The following is a 22665-nucleotide window of genomic DNA, read 5'->3' on the forward strand; positions in this document are numbered from 1 at the left end:
TCTCCTTGAGTCACACAACATTACAGAAGTCGTACACAACGCAAGGTTGGCGCTGTCGGGCGGCCCGCAAGATGCGCCGCATGCTGACGTTGGCGGTGTTGCCCTGGAGTTGCGCGGCCATGGCGGCCGGGCCGACGGTGGCCGCCCCGCCTTCAGAGGGCACCGGTGAGCTGAACGTGCTGCACTGGTGGACGTCCGCCAGCGAGCGCGCCGCCGCCAACCACGTCGCCGCGCGCATGGCCGAGAACGGCCTCAAATGGGTGGACGGCGCCGTGGCCGGCGGCGGCGGCGGCCCGGCCATCAAGGTGCTGAACGAACGCATCCTGCGCCGCATGGCGCCCAAGGTGGCCCAGCTCAACGGCGCCTCCATGAACGAGTGGGCCGACATGGGCCTGCTGCTCGAACTCGACGGCGTCGCCGCGAAGCGCAACTGGGCCAAGGTCATGTTCCCGCAGGTCATGGCCCAGGTCACCGTACGCGGCCACATCGTCGCGGCGCCGCTGGGCATCCAGCGCATCAACAACCTCTACCTGAACAAGGCGCTGCTCAAGCGCCAAGGCATCGAGCCGCCCAGCGACTGGGACGGCCTGGAGCGCGCCGCCGTCAAGTTGCGCGCGGCCGGCATCACGCCGGTGGCCTTCAGCGACGAGCCCTGGCAGGTGGCCACCATCTTCGAGGCCATGCTGCTCAGCGAGGCCGGCCCGGCGCTGTACCGGCGCATGCTGGAGCAGCGCGACCTCAGCGCCTTCGACGACCCGGCGCTGGAGCGCGCGCTCAAGCGCCTGCGGAACTGGCGCAACCTGGCCCTGCCGGTCAACGGTGTAGCCCCCGGCGAGCGCCCCTGGACCGACGTCGTCGCCGACTTTGCCAACGAGCGCGCCGCCATGATGATCATGGGCGACTGGGCCCGTGGCGAACTGGGCGCGATGGGACTGGAGGGCGAGCGGGACTTCAGCTGCAAGGCGGTGCCCGGCACCGCCCAGGCCCATCTCTACAGCATCGACACCCTGGCCATGCTGGCCGGCAACGGCGGCAGCCAGGCCGACCAGGAAAAGATGGCCGAGCTGCTGGGCAGCGCCACGCTGCAGCTGGGCTACAACCGCATCAAGGGTTCCATCCCCGTGCGCCGCGACGTGCCGGTGGACGAGCTGGACCCCTGCGCGCAGGCGTCCTTCCACCTCTTCGCCAACCCCAGCACGCCGCGCGTGCCCAGCCTCGTGCACCGCATGGCCTTTGGCGAGGTCGGCAAGAACGCCATCATCGAAACCGTCCACCGCTTTGCGCTGGATCCGAGCCAGACGCCGGCCGCCGCCCAGCGCAAGCTGCAAGGCCTGCTGCGCGCCCTCGCTCCCAAGAAAGCTGTCCCATGACCCCGCGCAAGATATTGATCGTCGACGACGACCAGAAAATCCGCAGCCTGCTCAAGACCTATCTCGAGAAGAACCAGTACGAGGTGCTGCTCGCCCACGACGGCGCCAGCTTCATGGCCGAGTTCGAACGCCACCGCGACGAGATCAGCTTGTGCATCCTCGACGTGATGCTGCCCGACACCGAAGGCTTCACGCTGTGCCAGTCGGTGCGCCGCCGCTCCGAGGTGCCCGTCATCATGCTGACCGCGAGCGCCGATGAAACCGACCGCATCGTCGGCCTGGAGCTGGGTGCCGACGACTACCTCGGCAAGCCCTTCAACCCGCGCGAGCTGCTGGCGCGCATCAAGGCCATCACGCGCCGCACCGGTCAGGAGAAGGCCAAGGAGCCGCGCTACTACGCCTTCAACGGCTTCACGCTGGACCTGCTGGAGCGCAGCCTCATCGACCCCGACGGCACGGCCACGGCGCTGTCGGGCATGGACTTCCAGCTGCTCAAGCTGCTGGTGGAACACCCCGGCGAGGTGCTGGACCGCAGCCGCCTGGCGGAGGTCACGCGTGGCCGCGACCTGGGGCCGCTGGACCGCTCGCTGGACGTGCAGGTCAGCCGCCTGCGCCAGCGCCTGCAGGACGACGGCAAGCAGCCGGCGCTGATCAAGACCGTGCGCGGCTCGGGCTATGTGTTCTCGACCACGGTGACGCCGCGGCATGCTCTCTGAAGTGGCCGAAGACGTTGGCCCGCCAGCGCGCTTGCGCAGCTGGCCCCAGCGTTTCGGCAGCTTCCTCTTCGACAGCCTGCAGGGCCGCTTCGTGCTGGCCATGCTCGGCGGCCTGGCCCTGGTGCAGCTGGCGGTCAACCTCGTCTGGTACAGCCAGGTCGAGCAACGCGTGCGGCGGCAGACGGAGCTGGCCGCCCATCACGTGGCAAGCGGGGCCATGGGCGCGGTGCGCGCCCTGCGCGAGCTGCCAGCGGCCTATCGCCCCTTGCTCATCGAGCAGCTGCGCACCATGGGCGGCACGCGCTTTCTGGTGTTCTTCAACAACGCCGCGGTAACGGTGACACCGCTGCCTGGCCAGCCCATGGCGCGCATGCTGGAGCAGCAGGTGATGCAGGAGCTGAGCGCCCAATTGCCCAAGGGCACGCCGGTGCGCGCGGTGCTGGCCTCGCCGATCGGCCTGGCCGTGTCGCCCGGCGGCGCCCTGCTCAGCGACCTGCCCGAGAGCTGGGTCGAGCCCTCGCTGATCGCCGCCGAACGGCCGGCGCCTTTCCTCGTCATCCAGGCCGAGACCGAGCCGGGCCAGTGGCTCTACCTGAGCAGCACCCTGCCCGATCCCTACTTCCTGGAGCAACTGGAGTTCTTCACCTGGCAGCGCCTGACGCCGCAGCTGCTGGCGCTCGGCCTGGCAGTGCTGCTGACGCTCGTCGCCGTGCGCGCCATCACGCGGCCGCTGGCGGGCTTGAGCCAGGCGGCCGCGCGCGTAGGCCGGCGCGTGGCGCCCAAGCCGCTGCCGGTCAGCGGCACGCAGGAGGTGCGCCAGGCCATCGAGGCTTTCAATGACATGCAGGAGCGCATCCGCCGCTACATCGGCGACCGTGAGCGCCTGTTCGCGTCCATCTCGCACGACCTGCGCACGCCGATCACGCGGCTGCGGCTGCGCAGCGAGCTGCTGGACGACACCGCCGTGCAGGACGAGTTCCATGAGGACCTGGACGAGCTGGACATGATGGTGAAGACCGCGCTGCAGATCGTGAAGGACACCGACATTCACGAGAACCGTGCGCCACTGCGCATCGACCTCGTGCTACAGAAGATGGTGCGCGACGCACGCATGGGCGGCCACAAGATCGAGCTGCAGAACGAGGCGCTGACCGTGTTCGGCAAACCGCTGGCCCTCAAGCGGGCCATCGGCAACCTGCTGGACAACGCGATGTTCTACGGCGAGAGCCAGCAGCAGCCGGTGGAGGTCAGCGTGGGCAGCCACGAGGACGGCCTCGTGCTCGTGACCGTGCGCGACCACGGCCCCGGCGTGCCCGAGAGCGCACTGGCGCGGCTGGGCCAGCCCTACACACGGCTGGAGCATGGCGCCGCGATGCGCAAGGAGGGGCTGGGCCTGGGCCTGTCCATCGTGCGCGAGATCGTCGCGGACCATGGCGGCACGGTGCGCTTCCAGAACCACCCCGAGGGCGGCTTCGAAGTGCGCGTGGCTCTACCCGCAGGCTGAAGTGAAGCTCAAAGGCAACCACAGAGGCACGGAGACACAGAGGCCGTACAGAGAACGAATTTCTCTGTGCCTCCGTGCCTCCGTGGTTGCATTTCTGCAGCTGACATGACATCCCCAAAACACATCGCCATCGTCGGCGGCGGCACGGCCGGCTGGATGACGGCCAACCTGCTGCGCCACCGCTGGGCCACGCTCAACGTCGAGGTCACGCTGATCGAGTCGGCCGACATCGCCACCATCGGCGTTGGCGAGGGCTCGACCCCTTTCCTGCGCCACTTCTTCCGCACCCTCGGCATCGAAGAGCGCGACTGGATGCCGGCCTGCGACGCGACATTCAAGAGCAGCATCCGCTTCCCCGGCTGGAGCAGCGTGGCGGGCTACGAGAGCTACGTCCACCCCTTCTTCTGCGAAGCAGACCGTCAACTGGGCAACCAGTTCTTCACCAACGCCTGCCTGCGCCGGCGCGGCCAGGCGGCGGATGCGAACCCGCAGGACTTCTTTCTCGCCGCCGAGCTGGCGAGGCAGCGGCGCGCGCCCGTCGGTACGGACTACGCCTATCACTTCGACGCCGGCAAGCTCGGCGCCTTCCTGCGCAGCCACGCCGTGGGCCTCGGCGTGAGACACGTCGTCGACACGGTGGCGCGGGTGGAGCAGCACGAGAACGGCGACATCGCCGCGCTTCACCTGAGGAGCGGCGCCCGAATCGACGCCGACCTCTTCGTGGACTGCAGCGGCTTCAAGGGCCTGCTGATCACCGAGACGCTGGGCGAGCCGTTTCACACCTACCGCGACAACCTCTTCAATGACCGCGCCATCGCCATCCCGACGCCGCTGGTCGATGGCGAAGACATTCCCTGCGAAACCGTCTCGACCGCCCTGCGCCACGGCTGGGCCTGGCAGATCCCGCTGACGACGCGTTATGGCAATGGCTATGTCTACAGCTCGGACTTCGTCAGCGATGACGAGGCCGAGCGTGAGCTGCGTGAGCACCTCGGCGCCGCGGCTGAGGGCGCCAGCGCGCGACGCCTGCGCATGCGCGTCGGCTGCGTGAAGCGGCACTGGCGGCAGAACTGTGTCGCCATCGGCCTGTCGCAAGGCTTCATCGAACCGCTGGAAGCGACGGCGCTGATGCTGATCCAGCTCAGCGTGGAGCAGTTCATCGCCGCGCTGGAAAGTGGCGACTTCGAGCGCCACCATCAAGACACCTTCAACCACCGCGTCAGCGAGATGTTCGAGGGCGTGCGTGATTACGTCGTCGCCCACTACCAGCTCAACACGCGCCGCGACACCGACTACTGGCGCACCAACCGGGCAAACAGGAACATCTCTGCCCGGCTCGCCAGCCTGCTCGACATCTGGGACCGCGGCGGCGACTTCGAGGTGGAGCTGGAGCGCCATGGCGCCGGGCTGATGTATCTGCGCCCCTCCTGGTACTGCCTGTTTGCGGGCATGGGCCGCTTCCCTGCGGAGCTGCGCGCGACACCCCAGGCCGTCACTGCCGCGGTCGCAAGACAAAGCCTGGCCCGCATGGTTCGAGAGTTCCGCTCACACCGTCGCTACCTGGCGGGCGAGTAAACCAAGCTTCGATCGGCAGCCAAGCAAGCTTCAGAGCGGCGGAAAGCGAATCGCACCTTCCGTAGGCAGCTTGTACATGCACGCAACGAACAGCGGGCTGACGAGCCAGCCGTTCAGCCAGGCCCGCACCGATGGCAAGTCCAGCGTTGCAAACCACCCCGCCTCCACCGAAGCGAACTGGCGGACGAAGGGCATGATCGCCAAGTCGGTGGCGCATGGCGTGGCGCCGCCCAGGCAGGGCGCGCTGTGCAGCCGTGCCTCCAGCGGTCGCAGCAGCACATCCAGCGCCCTGTCGCGGTGTGCGTCTGGCGTGAGGGTCTCGCTCACGTAGCGCTGGGGGTACTTCCAGCGGTCCAGGTGATGCTTGAAGGCGCCGTCGTTCCGGTTTAACAGGTCAAGGTTCGCAGGCGACTGCGCCCGCGCCCACCAGCCCTGCGGATCGGGCGCGGCCAGTGCCCAGCCCATGATGTCCCAGCTCTCCTCGATCACGCTGCCTTCGGGCAACTGCAGCACTGGCACCGTCGACTTGGGCGACAGGGCCAGCAAGCTTGCGGGCTTGTCGCGCAAGCTGACCTCCACCGCCTCGAAGGCCCGCCCGGCGTGCAGCAGCGCCATCCGTGCGCGCATGGCATAGGGGCAGCGGCGAAAGGTGTAGAGCCGCGGCAACAGCGGACCGGGGGTGGTGAGGGGTGCGGGCGGTGTCAGGGTCGATGCGTGCATGGGTAGCTGAAGTGTGGCGGCGCCAACAGAAGCTTCGAAATTGGTCGAGCCCTTGATAATCGAAATCTGACCCCGCTTGTTCGAGATGTCTATCTTCATCATGGATAAATTCCTGCTCCAGCAGCAGGTGTTGGAACGGCTCGCCGAAGACCTGCTGCAAGCCGAACAGGCAGCGCGGGCGGCCCATGAAACGGCAACTCACGAAGAAAATATCGCCGAGAACAAATACGACACCTTGGGTCTCGAAGCCGCCTACCTGGCCACCGGCCAAGCTCGTCGTGCCGAAGCCATCCGCCAGGCGATGGCCAATTGGCGCCAGTTCCGCCCGCAGCCATACGACGCCAGCAAAGGCATACAACTCGGCGCGCTGGTTTGCCTGGTCGATGCCGACGACAAGCAGCAACAGCTCTTTCTCGGCCCGGCTGGAGGCAGCATGAAGTTGGTCAGCGACGCTCAGCCCGTTCAGGTCATCAGCAGCGAATCCCCGTTGGGCAGGGCCATGCTGGGTAAATTTGAGGGTGATGAGGTATCGATACAGGTGGCTCCGATCCGACAGCGGTTCGAGGTGCTGAGGGTTCATTGACCCGCAAGCACGCCGACGCCGAATTGATCAGAAACTGGGTGCTCACGGAGCTGGCAGCAGCCGAGGCGTCAATAGAACCAGCGCAGAGGTGCGAGCACCGTCTGCGGAAAAAGGACCATCATGAACATCACCGCGAACTGGGCGGCCATGAAGGGCAGGACCCCGCGCGTGACCTCGTCCATCTTCATGCGGCCCACGCCGGCCACCACGTTGAGGACAGTGCCGACCGGCGGCGTGATCAGGCCGATGGAGTTGTTGATGATGAAGAGCACGCCGAAGTAGACCGGGTCGATGCCGGCCGCCTTGATCAATGGCATCAGCACCGGGGTCAGGATCAGGATGGTGGGCGTCATGTCCATGGCCGTGCCCACGAGCATCACGAGCACCATGATGGCGGTCAGGAGCAGCGTCTGGTTGTCCAGCAGCGGACGAAGCAGGTCCACCATCTGCACCGGCAGGTTGGCCACCGTCACCAGCCATGCAGACACCATGGCCGACGCCACCAGGAACATGACCACCGCCGTGGTGCGCGCGGCCGTGATGAAGATGCGCACCAGCGCCTGCAGCTTCAGCTCGCGGTACAGCACGGTGCTGACGAACAGCGCGTAGACGGCGGCCACGACCGCCGCTTCAGTAGGTGTGAACACGCCCATCCGCAGCCCCACCAGGATGAAGACGGGCAGCATCAGCGCCCACACCGACTCCCGTGCCGCGGCCCAGACTTCCGCGCGCGTCTTGCGTTGCGGCAAGGCCAGCGCCTCCTTGCGGCCGACCCACCACCAGGTCAGCGCCAGGCCGATGCCGATCATGATGCCCGGGACGATGCCGGCGATGAACAGCTTGCTGATCGACACGTTGGCAGCAACGCCGAAGATGACGAAGCCGATGCTCGGCGGAATGATGGGACCGATGACGCCCGCCGCCGCGATCAGCCCGCCGGACACTTCCCGCTTGTGCCCGGCTTTGATCATCATCGGCAGCAGCAGCGCCGTCAGCGCGGCGGCATCCGCCACCGCCGAACCCGACAGTGCCGACAGCAGGCAGGCCGCGAGGATGACGACATACCCCAGCCCACCCTTGACGTGGCCCACGAGCGCCAGCGCGAAGTTGACGATGCGCTGCGACAGCCCGCCGACGTTCATGATCTCGCCGGCCAGCATGAAGAACGGCACCGCCAGCAGCGGGAAGCTGTCCGCACCGTTGATGAAGTTCTGCGCCAGGATCTGCGCGTCGAACAGGTCCAGGTGCCACATCAACGCGACGCCGCTGGCCAGCAATGCATAGGCGATGGGGATGCCCAGCGCCATGGCGCCGAGCAGGCTGCCGAGGAAGATGAGGACGGTCATGGACGTGGGCGACCGGGCGTGTCGCCGGCACCGTGGGCAGGTGGCCGATCACGCTGCGGTTCGCTGCGCGCCAACTCGGCCTGCAGGGCTTCGAGCTCGGCCTGCTCTTCGGACTCCGTGACCATCACGAGGTCGCTCTCCTCGAGTTTGCCGGTCAAGAGGCGCGCGAGCTGCAACAGCAGCAGGGCGCCGGCGCAGACAGAGAAGACCACGCCCGGCGCATAGAAGATGGCCATGGACGCGCCGGTCACCGGCGCTGCCACGTCCAGGTTGATGCGCGCCTGCTGCCAACTGCCCTGAAGGAACAGCCAGGTCAGGTAAAGCATCAGAACGTGGCCCAGCACCATGCAGGCCTTCTTGCCCGCCACGGGCAGGCGCAACACGAGCATGTCGGTGCCCAGGTGCGCGCCGTCCTTCATCGCCACCACGGCGCCCATGAAGCACAGCCAGACGAACAGCCAGCGCGAGACTTCTTCGCTGACGGCGATGCCGGAGTTGAAGGCATAGCGCAGCACGACGTTGCCGAACACCAGCACCACCATGACGGCGAGCGCAGCGCCGATCAGCAGGTCAATGGCGCGGCAAAGCCGCTGGATGGCAGCGTCGATCAAGGCGCCTTCCCCGTGCGACGCCCGGCGGTCACAGCCGCGCCCCCTGCAGCAGGCCTCGTTCAGCCAGGTTGCCGATGAGGGCGCGCAGGCCGAAGCGCCAGGGCGGCGCCGTCTCGCAATGGGTCACGCGGTTTTGCAGGCTGCCCAGCCAATGGCTGTGGATGGTGACCACGTCGCCCAGCTTGTGGGTGAAGCCGCTGCCGGGCTCGTCACGGTCTTCGGTGGGCGCAAACAGCGTGCCCAGGAACAGCATGAAGCCATCTGGGTATTGGTGGCTGGCCATCGTCTGGGCCACCAGGTCGACCGGATCGCGGCTGATCTTTGCCATGGTGTTGATGCCACGCAGCGTGTAGCCGTCGTCCCCGCTCACGTGCAGGTGCACGGTCTCGCGGCGTACCTCGTCCAGGCCGAACGCACCATCGAATAGACGGATGAAGGGGCCGATGGCGCACGACGCGTTGTTGTCCTTGGCCTTGCCGAGCAGCAGCGCGCTGCGGCCTTCGATGTCGCGCAGGTTCACGTCGTTGCCCAGCGCCGCGCCGACGATGACGCCCCGGCTGTTGACAGCCAGCACGACCTCGGGCTCCGGGTTGTTCCAGGCGGAATCGGCGCGGATGCCGATGTCCTGGCCATGCCCCACGGCCGCGAGCACCGGCGCCTTGGTGAAGACCTCGGCATCCGGCCCGATGCCGACCTCCAGGTACTGCGACCATAGGTTCTTCTGCTGCAGCAGCGTCTTCAGCGCCTGCGCCTGGGGCGACCCGGGGCGGATGTCGCCCAGGCTGTCGCCGATCAGCGCCAGGACCTGGCTGCGCAGCGCCTGGGCACGACTGGCGTCGCCGCGCGCCTGCTCCTCGATCACACGCTCGATCAAGCTCGAGGCAAAGGTCACTCCGGCGGCCTTCACCACCTGCAGGTCGCACGGCGCCAGCAGCCACGGCAAGGCGGCGTCGCGGCCTTCGGCCTTGCTGTTGTCCAGCAGTGCGTCGATGGTGCACAGCAACTCGCCGGCCACCGAGCGCACGGCCGAAGCCGGGTCGTCGGTCTCGAGCAACGTGCTCATCGTGGCGAAGTGCCGGCTGACGTCGAACACGCCCTCCGGGCGCAGCACCACCACGGCCGGGCCACCCGGCGTGCCAGCGCGCCAGACGCGGCCTACCAGCGTGCCGGCCAGGCCGTCTTGCGGCAGCAGGGGGTGCACGCCCTCAGCGCGCACAGGCAGGGCGGTCGTTGTCGCGGTCATTCAGCTTCTCGGATGTTGTGAAAGGTGGGATGCCGGGCGCGTGGCGATGTCGGCAGGCCGTCGCGAACAAGGGGAACGCGAGGCGGGCGGTTGCGCCGCCAGGCGAAACAAACTACTTGGCGGCTGCAGTGCCGCCGCGCACCTTGGCCAGCTCGGCATTCAACTCCGCCGTCGTGTCCTCGCCGAACTCCTTGCTGAACTTGGCCAGCACCGGCTGCAGCTTGCTGCGCATCTTGGCCTGCTCGGCGGCCGGCAAGTCGGTGATCTGCATGCCGGCCTTCTTGAGCTCGGCCAGGGCCGTCTCGGAGAACGCGCGGATGGTCTTGCGCTCGTACAGCGTGGCTTCGCGTGCGGCGTCCTGCACGATCTTTCGTTCGTCCGCCGAGAGGCCGTCCCAGGTCTTCTTGGACATCAGCAGCACCCAGGCGCTGTACATGTGCCGCGACAGCACCATGTGCTTCTGCACCTCGTAGAACTTGCTGGCCAGGATGGTGGCGGCGGGGTTCTCCTGGCCATCCACCGCCGACTGCTCCATCGCCGTGTACAACTCGGTGAAGGGCATCGGCGTGGCGTTCGCACCCAATGCGTTGAAGGTGTCCAGGAACAGTGGACTCTGGATGACGCGAAGCTTCAGGCCGCTCAGGTCGTCTGCGCGCTGCACTGGGCGGCGCGAGTTGGTGACGTGCCGGAAGCCGTTCTCCCAGAAGCCCAGGCCAATCAGGCCTTTCTCGGGCAGCGTGGCCAGCAGCTTCTGGCCAAAGGGGCCGTCCAGCACCGCATCGGCTTCCTGCTCGTTGTTGAACGTCAAAGGCAGGTTGATCACGCCGAAAGGCTTGACGAGGGACACGAGCGTCGAGCTGTCGGGGACGGTCATCTCCAGGGTGCCGCCGCGCAGCGCCGACGTCATGCTGATGTCGTTGCCCAGTGCGCCGCTGGCGAAGACACGCGCCACCAGCTTGCCGCCGCTCTTGGCTGCCAGCTGTTCGGCGAAGAACTTCAACGCCTTCGCCTGAGGATGGTCGTCGCTGAGGCCGATGCCGACCTTGAACACGTGCTCCTTGATTTGCGCCGAAGCGGGGCCAGCAAGCGCCGCGAGCAGGGCTGCGGCGAGGCCAAGTGATCTGATTTGCATGATGTCTCCAGGATCGTGAAGTGCGGAGCGCGCCACCTTGCTCCGACCTGCCGGCCCCTCTGGGGGCGGTTCTTGGTGGAGCTGGAGGCTAGGTGAGCCCAGGAGCCCGGTCCACTGAATTTTTTAGCTAGCATCCATTCCAAATGCTGATGAGTTCCGACAAGCCTCCTGGGAAACCCTTGGCCGTGGCGCAACTGGCCCGGCTGCGTTTCAGGCATCTGCACTTCCTCGACATCCTGGGACGCACGCGCAATCTGCGACAGACGGCCGAGCAGATGCACATCACCCAGCCGGCGGCGACCAAGGTGCTCATGGACATCGAGGAGATGCTGGAGTCGCGCCTGTTCGATCGCCTGCCGCGTGGCATGCGGCCCAATGAGCTGGGCCTGTTCACACTGCGCTACGCCCACGCGGCGCTGGATAGCCATCGCAAGTTCGTCGACGAGTTCAGCACCCTGAAGCAGGGCGGGCACGGCCATTTGACGATCGGCGCCATCTCGGGCTCGGCGGCGCACCTGTTGATCGCGGCGGTGGCCGAGCTTCAGCGCCTGCGTCCGCTGCTGGTGTTGAAGATCCTGGAACAGAGCAGCGACCAGCTGATCATCTGGCTGGCCGAGCGCAAGATCGACGTGATGATCGGCCGTTTCACCGACAAATCCCAAAGCGACCAGTTCCAGTACGAAAGGCTGGCCGGCGAAGGATTGCAGATCACGGCCGGCGTTCACCATCCGCTGCGCGGCGTTCAGGCACCGGGGCTGCTGGAACTGTCGCGCTGGCCGTGGATCCTCTATCCAACGTCCACGGCGCTGCGCAAGGTGTCGGACGACATCTTCAGCAGCACGGGCCTGTCACTCACCTCGGGCATTGTCGAGACGCCGTCGTTCCTGTTTGCGATCGAGCTGATGCAGAGCACCCACATGCTGTCACTGCAGCCTGCTGCGCTGGTGGACAAGTACGTGCGGCGCGGTCTGCTGACGCGGATTGCCGCCGACCTGCCCGATCGAATGCCCGACTTCGGCCTGATCACTTTGCGAGACGAGCCGCCCAGCACGGCGGTCCAGGCGTTCACGGACGTCATCCGCAATCTGGCCGAGCAGACGACCGCGACAGCGTAGGGCCATCGCCATGCTGCCCTGCCCTCGCTCTCCCAACAAGGGCTACATCAGCAGCCGCGGCGGGCCTTGGACGACAGCCTCACCACTTCCTGAGCCGGCTGCCCAACAGCGCGTAGAACAAGATGAGCCCGTACCAGGGCAGCATGACCCAATAGCCCCGCTGCGGCGTCCACACATCGGCGAAGTGGCCATAGAGCATGGGAATCAGCGCACCGCCCGCGATGCCCATGATGAGCAGGGCCGAGCCGGCCGCCGTGTACTTGCCCAGGCCTTCGAGCGCGAGCGGCCAGATCGAGGGCCAGACCAGCGCGTTGGACAGGCCCAGCATCGCCAGGAAGAAGACGGTGTTCGGGACCGAAGGCACACCGGCCCAGCCCAGCAAAGCTTGCGAGATGCCGGATTCCGTTGGCGACGACATGGCCACGCCGAGCACGAAGGCAATGCCGCTGACTGCCGAGAAGATCAGGGCAAGCCGTTGCGACATCCAGCGCGGGATCAGCGCCACGCCGAGCAGATAGCCCAGCACCATGAAGCCCATGGTGTAGGACGTCAGCACGCCGTAGTGGGCCACGCCGAGCTGACGGCCGTAGAGGCCGATGGTGTCACCGGCAATGACCTCCACCCCCACGTAGCCGAACAGCGCGATGGCACCGAGCACCACCTGCGGGTACTGGAACACGCCCCAGCGCCTGACCGTTCCCGAAGGCGCGTCGGCTGCTTCCAGCTCGGGCTCGCGCAGCGACGAAAAGTGGATCAAGGCCATGAAGGCCAGCAAGCCCACGGCCATTACCGCGTACGGGAAGACCAGGCGCTGCGACAGCTCGTTGCGCAGCGCCTCACGGCCGGCGGCGTCCAGTGCCGCGAGGGCCGGCTCGGAGAAGCGCTCCATGCCGGACAGGATCAGCGCCGAGAACACCAGCGGCACGACGATGCCGGCGCCCTTGTTGAACAAGCCCATGATCGAGATACGCATGGCCGCGCTCTCGCGCGAACCGATGCAGACGATGTAGGGGTTGATGGCCGTCTGCATCAAGGTCATGCCGCTGGCCAACGTGAACAGCGCCAGCAGGAAGACTGGGTAGGCGCCTGAGCGCGCCGCCGGAATGAAGGCCAGTGCGCCGATGGCCATGACGCCCAATGCAGCCGTCATGCCTTTCTTGTAGCCGATGCGCGCCAGGACGGCCGCGCTCGGCAGCGCCATGACCGTGTAGGCGATGTAGAAGGCAAACGCCACCCACAGCGCCTGGAAGTTGTTCAGCTCGCAGACGATCTTCAGGAAGGGAATCAGCGAGCCATTCAACCAGGTGACGAAGCCGAGGATGAAGAACATCAGCCCGATGAAGATCATCGGCAGCAGCACGCCCTGGCCTGCCGTGGGTGTGAGGGTTTTGGTGTGCATGTGAGAAGGCGTCAGGCAAGGGCTGGCAGCGGTGGGTGTACACCGCCGCCGGGAACCGCAACAGAGGTCGAACCTTAGAACTTGGCTCGGATACCGAGGCTGTAGCGGGCGCCGTTTTCATAGACGCCAACAGGAATGCCATCCACGGTGTTGGACTTGATGACCTCGTTGTTGAGGTTCACCGCACTCGCATACAACGCGATCTTCGGCGTCACGTCCCAGCTGGCCGACGCATCCCACTGGCCGTAGGCGCTGTTGACGACCTGGCCGCCCATCTCCACGTTGCCATAGCTCTTGGAGCGGTAGTTGTACGAGACGCGCAGCGTGATGGGCCCCTGCTCGTAGTAGCCGCTGAAGTTGAACTGGTCACGCGAATTTCCCAGCACCTTCAGGCGCGGCTGGCCGGCCACGGCGCCGGCCTTGGCGTCGGTGAAGGTGTAGTTCACGACGGTGCCGAAACCTGTGTTGCCGAAGGGCTGCTGCCACTGCAGTTCGAAGCCCTTGATGTCGGCGCCGTTGTCGGCGTTGTAGGGGCGCTCGATGGTCAAGGTCTCGCTGCCCACCTGCTCGGACTTGGAAGCCTTGTAGGTGAAGGTGTCGAGCTTCTTGATGAAGAAGGTGCCCGAGATCAGCGCCGCATCGGCGTAGTACCACTCTGCGCCGATCTCGGCCTGGTTGGCGTGCACCGGCTTGAGCAGCGGGTTGCCGGCATAGCCCTTGGACAGCACGGTGCCATCGCGACGCATGCCCGGGCTGAGCAGGTCGAAGGTCTGGCGGGCCATGGCGCGCGAGACCGAACCGCGCAGGATGAGCTGCTTGCTGAGGTCGTAGACGACGTTCAGGCTGGGCAGCGCATCGGTGTAGTTGTTGCCGACGCTGGTGGGCGAGAAGCCGCCGCTGGCGTTGCCGAGGTAGCCGTCCGAGGTCTGCTGCGTGCGCACGAAGCGCAGGCCGAAATCACCGCGCAACTGCCCCATCGCATAGTCGGCCTTGGCGTAGACGGCGCTGATGCGCTCCTTGATCTGGTAGTTCTCGTTGAGCACATCCTTGTACGTCATGGCCTTGTCGAACATCGGGATGCCCTTGCTCGCAACCAGCGCGTCGTCATACCAGGCGTATTGGGTCAGCGCGTCGGACGTGGCCGCCGCCTGGCTCAGCAGCGGCGAGGGGCCGGTGGACAGGTCAGACAGGCTGAAGGACTGCCAGCCCGTGGAGCCTGGGCCGGCGGTGCCCTGGATGCGGGTGTTCTTCAGCGTGTTGTCGCGCAGCTTGATACCCAGCTTCACGGCCTTGATGACGCCACTGTCGAGATCGAAGGTCACGTCGCCCTGGGCGTAGTTCTCCTTGGCCTCCATGCGGCGGATGCGGTCGTCGCCAGCCTTCAGTGTCAGCGCCTTGGCGTCCAGCGGGTTGATGTCGAGGTACTTCACGCCGTAGTGATCCGGCCCGAGCGAGATCGTCGTGCGCGTGTCGCCCTCCATCCAGAAGTGGCGGTCATGCGAGCTGCCGCCCGAGCTGTTGGTGGTGCCGACCTGGCCGTGCAGCTGCCAGTTGCCGCCTTGGTAAGTACCGTCCAGGTCCGCCACGCGGCTCTTGATGTAGCTCTCGCGATAGATGGGCTCGAAGGACACGCCGGTCTTGGGACCGACCGTGCCGCCAACCAGCGCCTTGCTGCCATCGGCCACGGTGATGAACTTCGGGTCGACAGCGCTGATGACGCCGCCCACCGCCAGGCCGCCGGCCTGCCAGAGGTAGTTCTGGTTGTTGTTGTTCATCTTCATGTCCGAATCCATCAGATTCAGGACGAGATCGGTGGCCGGATTGGGCTGGAACTGCAGGGCGAGGTTGGTTGTCGTGCGCTCGCGCTCCTGGCGGAAGATGGCCGAACCACCGCCCCAGGAGGCATAGGCGTTGGTGACCGCGCCGTTCTGGTCCTTCACGTCGTACTTGCCGTCGGAGAACTGCTCCAGGCCGTCGCGGCGCATGTGGCGCTTCTGGCTGCTGATGGCCAGCAGCACGCCGAAGCTCTTGTCGTCGCTCTTCCAGTTCAACAGGCCCGACACCTGCGGGTCGGTCTTGCCGGGCAGCTTGCTGTACATCGCCTCGGCCGAAGCCTGTAGCGTGAGCTGGTCCTTGAAGGCCAGCGGCTTGCGCGTCTTGACGATCACGAGGCCGCCGATGCTGCCTTCGTCCAGGTCGGCCGACGGGCTCTTGAACACGTCCAAGCTGCCGACGATCTCGGACGGCAGCACGTCGTAGTTGAAGCTGCGCGTCTGCGGCTCGTTCAGCCACCACTCCGACGATGCGACGGCCTGGCCGTTGAGCTGCGTCATGTTGAGGTTCTTGTCCGTGCCGCGCACGAAGATGGCCTTGCCCTCGCCCCAGATCCGGTCCACCGAGATGCCGGGCACGCGCTGCAGCGAGTCGGCCACGTTCTTGTCGGGGAACTTGCCGACGTCCTCGGCGCTGATGGAGTCGACGATGTTCTGCGACTCGCGCTTCTCGGCGAGGTTCTTCTTCAGCGTGGCCCGCACGCCGCGGATCTCGACGGTGTCGAGCTGCTGGGCGGCGTCCTGGGCCATGGCGCCAAGCGCTGTCGCGCCGAGTGCCAGGCCGATGAGTCGGGGCAAGAGAAGGGGCTTGAAGTGAGGCTTGGCCACGTAGGTGCTCCTGGGCAACGAGTTTTGTTGGACAACAAGGGGCCTCGCCCATGGCGGATGTGCCATCGGGTGGGGCTCAACTCAGAAGGCCAGGGCTGCGTTGTCTCTTGTCGTCAGACCCTGGCCAGTGCCCGCAATCTAGCGGCGGCGCTCACACCTGGAGCAAGGCGTTGCGCTTTGTTGGACTTCATTGCGCCGACGTTACGTTGGCGCAATGCTGGGTCAGGTCGCGGCCGTGATTTGCCCGTCGCAGGCCCCGAAACCGATGCGCCGGTATCCGGGTTTTTCCGCAAAGGCGCGCAGGCCGAGGGTGTCGCCGTCGAGCACGAAGGTGCGCGTCTCGCCATTGGGCAGCGTGATGGGCTGCTTGCCGCCGCCGGTCAGCTCCAGCAGCGAGCCGGCCTCTTCGGGCGCCGGGCCGCTGATGGTGCCGGTGCCGAGCAGGTCGCCCGGCTGCAGGTTGCAGCCGTTGCTGGCGTGGTGGGTCAGCATCTGCGCCAGTGACCAGTAGGCGTGGCGCAGGTTGGAGCGCGACAGCCGCGTCGGCTCGCTCATCGACGGTGTCTTGAACCAGACCTCCAGCTCGATGTCGAAGCTGGCGTTGGCGCGGTGCGCCGGTGAATCGAGATAGGGCAGCGGCTGCGGATCACCTTCGGGCCGCGTGAAGGGGATGCGGAAGGGCTCCAACGCCTCCATCGTGACGATCCACGGCGAGATGGTGGTGCCGAAGTTCTTGGCCAGAAAGGGGCCGAGGGGCTGGTACTCCCAGGGCTGGATGTCGCGGGCCGACCAGTCGTTCAGGAGCGTCAGGCCAAATGCGTGCTCGTCCGCCTCGTCGATGCCGAAAGGCTCGCCTAGCGCGTTGCCGGGGCCGACGAAGAGGCCCAGCTCCAGCTCGCAGTCGATACGGGCGCTCGCCTTGAACACCGGCACCTCGGCATCCGGCGGCTTGACCTGGCCCTTGGGGCGCCGCAGCGGCGTGCCGCTGACGACGATGGAGGAACTGCGGCCGTGATAGCCGATGGGCACCCACTGGTAGTTGGGCAGCAGCGGGTTGTCGGGGCGGAACAGCTTGCCGATGGCACGGGCGTGGTGGATGCCGGTGTAGAAGTCGGTGTAGTCGCCGATGCGGCAGGGCAGCGTGTATTCGGCGTGCGCCTGCGGCACCAGCTCGACCTCGGGGGCGCCGGCCTTCAAGGTGTCGAAGAGGCGATGGCGCAGCGCGCGGCGCTCGCTGCCCGGGCGGGCCATCAGGGCGTTGAGGTCGGCGATGCCCCAGCCGGTCAGGTCCAGGATCTGGTCGCCGATGCCGACGCCGACGCGGAAGGGCTCCAGGGTGCCGGCGCGGCGAAAGCTGCAGAACGGCAGGTTCTGCAGCGGGAAATCGGTGGCCGGGTCGTTGGCGGAGGCGACCCAGGAAAGGGCCGCGGCGTCGTGGGTGTGGTCGATGTTGCTCATGCTTTGAATTCGTCCTTCAGGCCCTGCCAGCAGTTGGCATAGGTCGTCTCCAGCGGCGCGTCGTTCAACGCCCAGGCGGTGGGCTTGAGCGGCCAACGCGTCTCGAACATGAAGGCCAGCGTGGCGTCCAGCTTGTGCGGCCTCAGGTCGGCATTGCTGGCCTTGTCGAAGGCCTCGGTGTCGGGGCCGTGCGGCACATAGCTGTTGTGCAGGCTGGCGCCGCCGGGTTTGAAGCCCTCGGGCTTGGCGTCGTACTGGCCCAGCACCAGGCCCATGAACTCGCTCATCACGTTGCGGTGGTACCAGGGCGGGCGGAAGGTGTCCTCCGCCACCATCCAGCGCGGCGGGAAGATGACGAAGTCGACATTGGCCCAGCCGGGCGTGTCACTGGGGCTGGTGAGCACCGTGAAGATGCTGGGGTCGGGATGGTCGAAGCTGACGGTATTGATCGTCATGAAGCGTGACGTGTCGTACCGATAAGGCACGAGGTTGCCGTGCCAGGCGACGACGTTGAAGGGGCTGTGCGCCTGCTTTGCGCGCCAGAGCTTGCCGCCATAGCGCTTGACGATTTCGTAGTCGCCCGCTTCTTGCTCGTGCCAGGCGACTGGCGCTTCGAAGTCGCGCGCATTGGCCAGGCCGTTGGAGCCGATGGGACCGAGTTCAGGCAGGCGGAAGGCCGCGCCGAAGTTCTCGCAGACATAGCCGCGGGCCGGCACGTCGAGCGGGTCGACCTTGAAGGCCATGCCGCGCGGCAGCAGCGCAATGGAACCTGGGGCGACTTCGAGGCGCCCCAGCTCGGTCGTCACGAGCAGGCGGCCCTGCTGCGGCACGATCAGCATCTCGGCGTCGGCGTTCACCAGCGCGCGGCGGCCCATCGACCGGGTGGCGACATAGGCGTGCGCGCCCATGCCGGTCATGCCCACTTCGCCGTTGACGGCGTAGCTGCGCAGGCCGTCGATAAAGTCGCCATCGCCCTCCAGCGGCGTCGGCCCCCAGCGCAGCGGATCGGGTGACGCACATTCGCCTTGCGCCGCGCCGCTCTTCCACAGCGCATGCGCCAGCGGCTGGTAACCACCGACGACGACGGACGGCCGACGGCGGTACATCCAGGTGCGTTGGTTGTCCGCGCGAGGGGCGGTGAAGGCGCTGCCGGACAGCAGCTCGGCATAAAGGCCGTGCGGCGCTTTCTGCGGGCTGTTGCGGCCGATGGGCAGTGCGCCGGGCACGGCTTCGCTGCTGTGCTGGTTGCCAAAGCCCGTCAGGTACTTCATGGAGCTCAGTTCAGTCATGGTGTTCGTGCGCCAACGCGAAGGCTTGCCGAAGCACCTCACGGTCGCCAATGTGGTTGCACAGGATCAACGCAAGCCGCGCCAGCCAGTCGACCGCGGCGGCGTCGGTGAGGCCGGCCTGGGCGGCAATGAGCTCGGCGTAGAAAACATCCGCCTCGCCCCCGAAATTTGGGGTCAGTGTCAATTTATGCATCGGGCTTCCCTTGAGCTCGGGCCAGCGCGGCGCGCAGCACGTCGGCATCGAAGCGGTGCCAGCGCGCGGCCACGATAGCGTCGGGACGGATCAGATGAACGCTGCCGGGCCGTGCGCCGTAGCGAGTGGCCGCAACGCCCTCAGCCGGCAGCGTGACAACACGCACACCGGCTGCCGGCGCCGGCCAGCCGAAGGCCAGCAGCACGAACTCCGAGCCGAACAGCTCGCTGAGCCAGCCCTCGTTCAACGGTGCGTCTGGCGCCGGGCAACCCGGTGCAGGACCACCCGCCCAGGCCTCGGTGTCCGGCGTGCTCAGCGGCGAGTCGACATGCTCGGTCGGCGCGGACAGACGGCCGCTGTTGACCAAGGGCTTGGCGAAGTCGGTGCGTGCGGCCAGGTCCAGCGCCGCCTTGCGCAGCCGCAAGCTGAGCGCGCTCTTGGGGCTGATGAAGTCGGTCGCCCGCGTGGAGTGGCCGATGTTGTCGTCCGCCGCCTCGATGCGCTCGAACTCATAGGCGTCCAGCAGCATGTCGCCCCCTTCCCCCTTGAGCACAGCGGCCAGCTTCCAGCCCAGGTTGTCGGCGTCCTGCACACCGCTGTTGGCGCCGCGCGCGCCGAAGGGCGAAACCTGGTGGGCCGCGTCGCCGGCGAGCAGCACGCGACCGACGCGAAAGCGCTCGGCCCGGCGGCAGCAGAACTGGTAGATCGACGACCACACCAGCTCGAAGCCATCGCTGCCCAGCATCGCGGCCACACGAGCCTTGATGCGCTCCGGGTCGCGCTCCGCCTCGACGTTGGCGTCGCGGCCGAGCTGGAAGTCGATGCGCCACAGGCCCTCGGCCTGCGCATGCAGCAGCACGGACTGGCCGCGGTGGAAAGGCGGATCGAACCAGAACCACCGCTCGGGCTTGGCGGGGTCCAGCCCACGCGGGCGCACATCGGGCGCGAGGCGAACATCGGCAATCAGGAAGCGATCCTCAAAGACCTGGCCCTGGAAGCTCAGGCCCAGCAGCGTGCGCGTGGGGCTGCGCGCGCCGTCGCAACCGACGACCCAGTCGGCGCGCATGTCGAACAGGCCACCGGGCGTGCGCACGTTCAGTGTCACGCCACCTTCGTCCTGCTCCAGCCCGATCAGCTCATGCCTGCCACGCAGTTCGATGCGCGGGTCCAGCTGCGCGGCGCGTACCAGCTTGGCCTCGACGAGGTCCTGCTGCAGATTGACCATCGCCGGCATCTTGTGATGCCTCTCCGGCAGCAGGTCAAAGGCATAAGCCTCGCGCTCGCCGTGGAAGACGCGGCCGCGCTGCCAGCGCACGCCTTCGCGGGCGACCGCCTCGCCGACGCCGAGGCGGTCGAATACCTCCAGCGTCTTCTTGGCCCAGCAAACGGCGCGCGAACCCTCGCCGATGCGGTCGCTGTCGTCGATGACGACGACCGGCACGTCGCGTTTGGCGAGATCCAGCGCCAGCGTCAATCCCACCGGGCCCGCGCCGACGATGATGACGGGCCGCCGTTGCGGTTGGCCGGAGCGTTGCTCGAGGCTCTGGTGATAGGGGTAGTGCGGCAGGTCCATGCCCACTCAAGCGCCTTCAAGCGCCTTCCACATGTCGACGTCGCGCTCGGCCGTCCAGATGCGCGGGTGCGCGATGCCGCCGGCTTCATCAAAGGCGCGGGTCACGTCGAAAGGCATGCAGTGGTCGAAGATGACCCAGTGGCCGTACTTGGGCCGCAGAGCGGCCATCGTGCGTTGATAGACCGGCTTGAGCTCTTCGCCAGCAGCAACGCCGGCCTGCACGGCGCCGTACAGCTCGCTGACGAAGGCACGCGTGCCGGCCAGGCCCGCGGCAACCTGCTCTGCGCCCTTCAATGCCGGCCCGCGGCCGGGAACGAGGGCGGTGGCGTTTAATGCAGCAATGGCGTCCAGCGTCGAAGGCCAGTCGGCAAAGTGCGCGTCGCCACAGTAGGGCGTCGCGTCGAACTCGACCAGGTCGCCGCTGAACAGCACGCGCTCCTCTGGCAACCACGCCACTGTGTCACCGGCCGTGTGCCCGCGCCCCGGCGAGAACATCTCGACCTTCACGCCACCCAGGTCCAGCGTCAGCCGGCCCGAGAACGTCAACGTCGGCCAGGTCAGCCCAGCCGGCACGGACTCGACACTGCGGAACAGCCGTGGGAAGCGGCCAATCTCGCTGGCCTTGTCCTGCTCGCCCCGCTCCTTGATGAGCGCGAGTGTCGCGTCGCTGGCGATGACCTGCTCAAGGCCCTCTGCCTTGAAGGCCGACGCACCCAGCACCCGCACCGCGTGGTAATGGCTGAGCAGCACGTACTTGATCGGCACGCTGCTCACTTCGCGGATGCGACGGATGACGTCGGCCGCCATCACAGGCGTGGCCTGGGTGTCGATGACCATCGCTGCGTCTCGGCCGATCACGATGCCAGTGTTCGGATCGCCCTCGGCCGTGTACGCCCAGGCGTGCTCAGACAGGCGCTCGAAAGTGACCTTTTTCTCTTCCAGGTCGGCTTGCGAGGCAAAGGCTTTGGACGTCATGCAACTCTCCAGCATCGAGAGCCGAAATTTATCCTATTGCGAATCAATTCATCAATATAGAATTTTCGGGATGGTTGAGCCCAAGACCCCCAGAGGCATCCAGAGCATCGAAGTCGGCGGCCAGTTGCTACTGGCCCTGGCCCATCAGGGTCGGCCCATGGCGTTGAAGGACCTCGCTCGCGAGGCGGGCATGACGCCGGCCAAGGCCCATCCCTACTTGGTCAGCTTTATCAAACTGGGCCTGGTGGAGCAGGACGGCGGCAGCGGCCCCTATGGGCTGGGGCCGCTGGCCTTGCAACTCGGTCTGATCAGTCTTCAGCAGTACGACCCGGTGCGCCTGGCCACACCCGTCATTGAGGAACTGGCCTTGCAACTCGGCCACACGGTGGCCATCGCGGTCTGGGGCACGCGCGGCCCCACCATCGTGCGCGTGGCCGAGGGGCCGATGCCGGTGCACATCAGCATGCGCCACGGTACGGTGATGAGCCTGGCGGGCACGGCGTCGGGGCGGCTGTTCGCCACTTGGCGCGCCGACGAGGCCGCGACACTCGGTGAACCGCTGCCGGACCCCGCCGTCACTGCCGCGGTGCGCGAGCAAGGGCTTGCGACCTCGCGCGACGGCGTGGTTCCCGGCGTCAGCGCGGCTGCTGCACCCATCTTCGACGCATCGGGCCGCCTGGTGCTGGCCCTCACCGCTATCGGTCCGAGCCCGAACTTCGACACGACGCTGAACGGCGCCTTGTCCGTTTCACTTCGCGAAGCCGCCTCGCTGCTGTCGCGACGCCTCGGCCACTGATCGGCTCTCGCCGGCGTTCGATGGCCGGCGACCCGAGCCAGCGGCGCAGTCGGTCGACTCAGTCAAACGCCCTGGAGCAATCCAGGGCGCTTTTCCTTGATGGGGCTTGCCGTGTGTTGTCAGATCAGAACGGAATACATGACCTGCCCGAAGCTTCCGGCGGGCAGTACATCTCGTCGTAATAGATCCGGTGCTCGCCCAGTTCGAATCGGAGGTTGCCAATCGCGATGGACATGATCAGGTCGTGGGATCCCGCCTGATGCGGGTAACCCTGCGGGCCATAAACACGGCGCTTCGGATCGCCGATGTCGACAGTCATGGCAGGCAGGTTCTGGAATCCACCCGCGATCTTGTTCTTGAGCTGAGCCAGATTGAGCCCGGGCGCCCCGAACACTGCTCCCTGCCTT

The 22665-nt window shown here is 66.8% G+C and carries 20 protein-coding genes; 7 read left to right on the forward strand and 13 right to left on the reverse strand.

Annotation, left to right across the window (positions count from 1 at the left end):
- Positions 1-80 precede the first annotated feature (80 nt).
- The 4 genes from ASC95_RS27155 (at position 81) to ASC95_RS27170 (ending at position 5165) form a co-directional block, all read left to right on the forward strand.
- Positions 81-1370, forward strand: a complete 1290-nt coding sequence (locus tag ASC95_RS27155) for an ABC transporter substrate-binding protein (protein WP_057300831.1) — start codon at positions 81-83, stop codon at positions 1368-1370.
- Positions 1367-2086: a response regulator gene (locus tag ASC95_RS27160; protein WP_057300832.1), complete on the forward strand. Its 720-nt coding sequence runs from the start codon at positions 1367-1369 to the stop codon at positions 2084-2086. The genes ASC95_RS27155 and ASC95_RS27160 overlap by 4 nt, the downstream gene beginning before the upstream one ends.
- A complete protein-coding gene (locus tag ASC95_RS27165) occupies positions 2076-3590 on the forward strand; it encodes an ATP-binding protein (protein WP_057300833.1) in 1515 nt (504 codons plus the stop codon). Before ASC95_RS27160 ends, ASC95_RS27165 begins: the two co-directional genes overlap by 11 nt.
- Before the next feature lie 105 nt (positions 3591-3695).
- Entirely contained in the window at positions 3696-5165 is a 1470-nt protein-coding gene (locus ASC95_RS27170) for a tryptophan halogenase family protein (RefSeq protein WP_057300834.1), read from the forward strand.
- 30 nt (positions 5166-5195) lie between these two features.
- On the opposite strand, the gene ASC95_RS27175 is transcribed toward ASC95_RS27170, so the two are convergent.
- The gene (locus ASC95_RS27175) at positions 5196-5885 is read right to left on the reverse strand and encodes a glutathione S-transferase (RefSeq protein ID WP_057300835.1); all 690 of its coding nucleotides are present in this window, start codon (positions 5883-5885) and stop codon (positions 5196-5198) included.
- 100 nt (positions 5886-5985) lie between these two features.
- Here ASC95_RS27175 and ASC95_RS27180 point away from each other — a divergent pair, with 100 nt between their 5' ends.
- Complete coding sequence (locus ASC95_RS27180) at positions 5986-6468, forward strand: GreA/GreB family elongation factor (RefSeq protein ID WP_057301092.1); 483 nt, start codon at positions 5986-5988, stop codon at positions 6466-6468.
- A 68-nt stretch (positions 6469-6536) separates the two neighbouring features.
- Here ASC95_RS27180 and ASC95_RS27185 read toward each other — a convergent pair whose 3' ends face one another.
- The 4 genes from ASC95_RS27185 to ASC95_RS27200 form a co-directional block, all read right to left on the reverse strand.
- Complete coding sequence (locus ASC95_RS27185) at positions 6537-7814, reverse strand: TRAP transporter large permease subunit (RefSeq protein WP_057300836.1); 1278 nt, start codon at positions 7812-7814, stop codon at positions 6537-6539.
- Positions 7811-8425 (reverse strand): TRAP transporter small permease, encoded by a 615-nt coding sequence (locus ASC95_RS27190; protein WP_057300837.1) that lies wholly within the window; start codon positions 8423-8425, stop codon positions 7811-7813. Before ASC95_RS27190 ends, ASC95_RS27185 begins: the two co-directional genes overlap by 4 nt.
- 28 nt (positions 8426-8453) lie before the next feature.
- On the reverse strand, positions 8454-9668 hold the full coding sequence (locus ASC95_RS27195) for a fumarylacetoacetate hydrolase family protein (RefSeq protein WP_057300838.1): 1215 nt from the start codon (positions 9666-9668) through the stop codon (positions 8454-8456).
- A gap of 112 nt (positions 9669-9780) precedes the next feature.
- Complete coding sequence (locus ASC95_RS27200; protein ID WP_057300839.1) at positions 9781-10800, reverse strand: TRAP transporter substrate-binding protein; 1020 nt, start codon at positions 10798-10800, stop codon at positions 9781-9783.
- 149 nt (positions 10801-10949) lie between these two features.
- Between ASC95_RS27200 and ASC95_RS27205 the strand changes: the two genes are divergently transcribed.
- Positions 10950-11915 (forward strand): LysR substrate-binding domain-containing protein, encoded by a 966-nt coding sequence (locus ASC95_RS27205; protein ID WP_057301093.1) that lies wholly within the window; start codon positions 10950-10952, stop codon positions 11913-11915.
- A gap of 79 nt (positions 11916-11994) precedes the next feature.
- On the opposite strand, the gene ASC95_RS27210 is transcribed toward ASC95_RS27205, so the two are convergent.
- The 7 genes from ASC95_RS27210 to ASC95_RS27240 all read right to left on the reverse strand — a co-directional run bounded on the left by ASC95_RS27210 (position 11995) and on the right by ASC95_RS27240 (position 21462).
- A complete protein-coding gene (locus ASC95_RS27210) occupies positions 11995-13314 on the reverse strand; it encodes a sugar MFS transporter (protein WP_057300840.1) in 1320 nt (439 codons plus the stop codon).
- Positions 13315-13388: 74 nt separating this feature from the next.
- Complete coding sequence (locus tag ASC95_RS27215) at positions 13389-15974, reverse strand: TonB-dependent receptor (protein WP_057300841.1); 2586 nt, start codon at positions 15972-15974, stop codon at positions 13389-13391.
- 222 nt (positions 15975-16196) lie between these two features.
- Positions 16197-17432: a fumarylacetoacetase gene (gene fahA / locus ASC95_RS27220; RefSeq protein ID WP_057300842.1), complete on the reverse strand. Its 1236-nt coding sequence runs from the start codon at positions 17430-17432 to the stop codon at positions 16197-16199.
- Positions 17429-18721, reverse strand: a complete 1293-nt coding sequence (gene hmgA, locus ASC95_RS27225; RefSeq protein ID WP_057300843.1) for a homogentisate 1,2-dioxygenase — start codon at positions 18719-18721, stop codon at positions 17429-17431. The genes fahA and hmgA overlap by 4 nt, the downstream gene beginning before the upstream one ends.
- A complete protein-coding gene (locus tag ASC95_RS27230) occupies positions 18714-18914 on the reverse strand; it encodes a DUF2783 domain-containing protein (protein WP_057300844.1) in 201 nt (66 codons plus the stop codon). Before ASC95_RS27230 ends, hmgA begins: the two co-directional genes overlap by 8 nt.
- Positions 18907-20487, reverse strand: coding sequence for an FAD-dependent oxidoreductase (locus ASC95_RS27235; RefSeq protein ID WP_057300845.1), 1581 nt, complete (start codon positions 20485-20487; stop codon positions 18907-18909). The genes ASC95_RS27230 and ASC95_RS27235 overlap by 8 nt, the downstream gene beginning before the upstream one ends.
- Positions 20488-20493: 6 nt before the next feature.
- Positions 20494-21462, reverse strand: a complete 969-nt coding sequence (locus ASC95_RS27240) for an MBL fold metallo-hydrolase (RefSeq protein ID WP_057301094.1) — start codon at positions 21460-21462, stop codon at positions 20494-20496.
- Between the two features lie 70 nt (positions 21463-21532).
- On the opposite strand from ASC95_RS27240, the gene ASC95_RS27245 reads away from it, so the two are divergent.
- Positions 21533-22258: an IclR family transcriptional regulator gene (locus ASC95_RS27245; protein ID WP_057300846.1), complete on the forward strand. Its 726-nt coding sequence runs from the start codon at positions 21533-21535 to the stop codon at positions 22256-22258.
- Between the two features lie 124 nt (positions 22259-22382).
- On the opposite strand, the gene ASC95_RS27250 is transcribed toward ASC95_RS27245, so the two are convergent.
- Positions 22383-22577 carry a hypothetical protein gene (locus tag ASC95_RS27250; RefSeq protein WP_157256533.1) on the reverse strand — a complete coding sequence of 65 codons (195 nt, stop codon included), beginning with the start codon at positions 22575-22577 and terminating at the stop codon, positions 22383-22385.
- Positions 22578-22665 lie beyond the last annotated feature (88 nt).

Origin of the sequence: Pelomonas sp. Root1217 (assembly GCF_001425705.1) — a bacterium.
GTDB lineage: Bacteria > Pseudomonadota > Gammaproteobacteria > Burkholderiales > Burkholderiaceae_C > Pelomonas.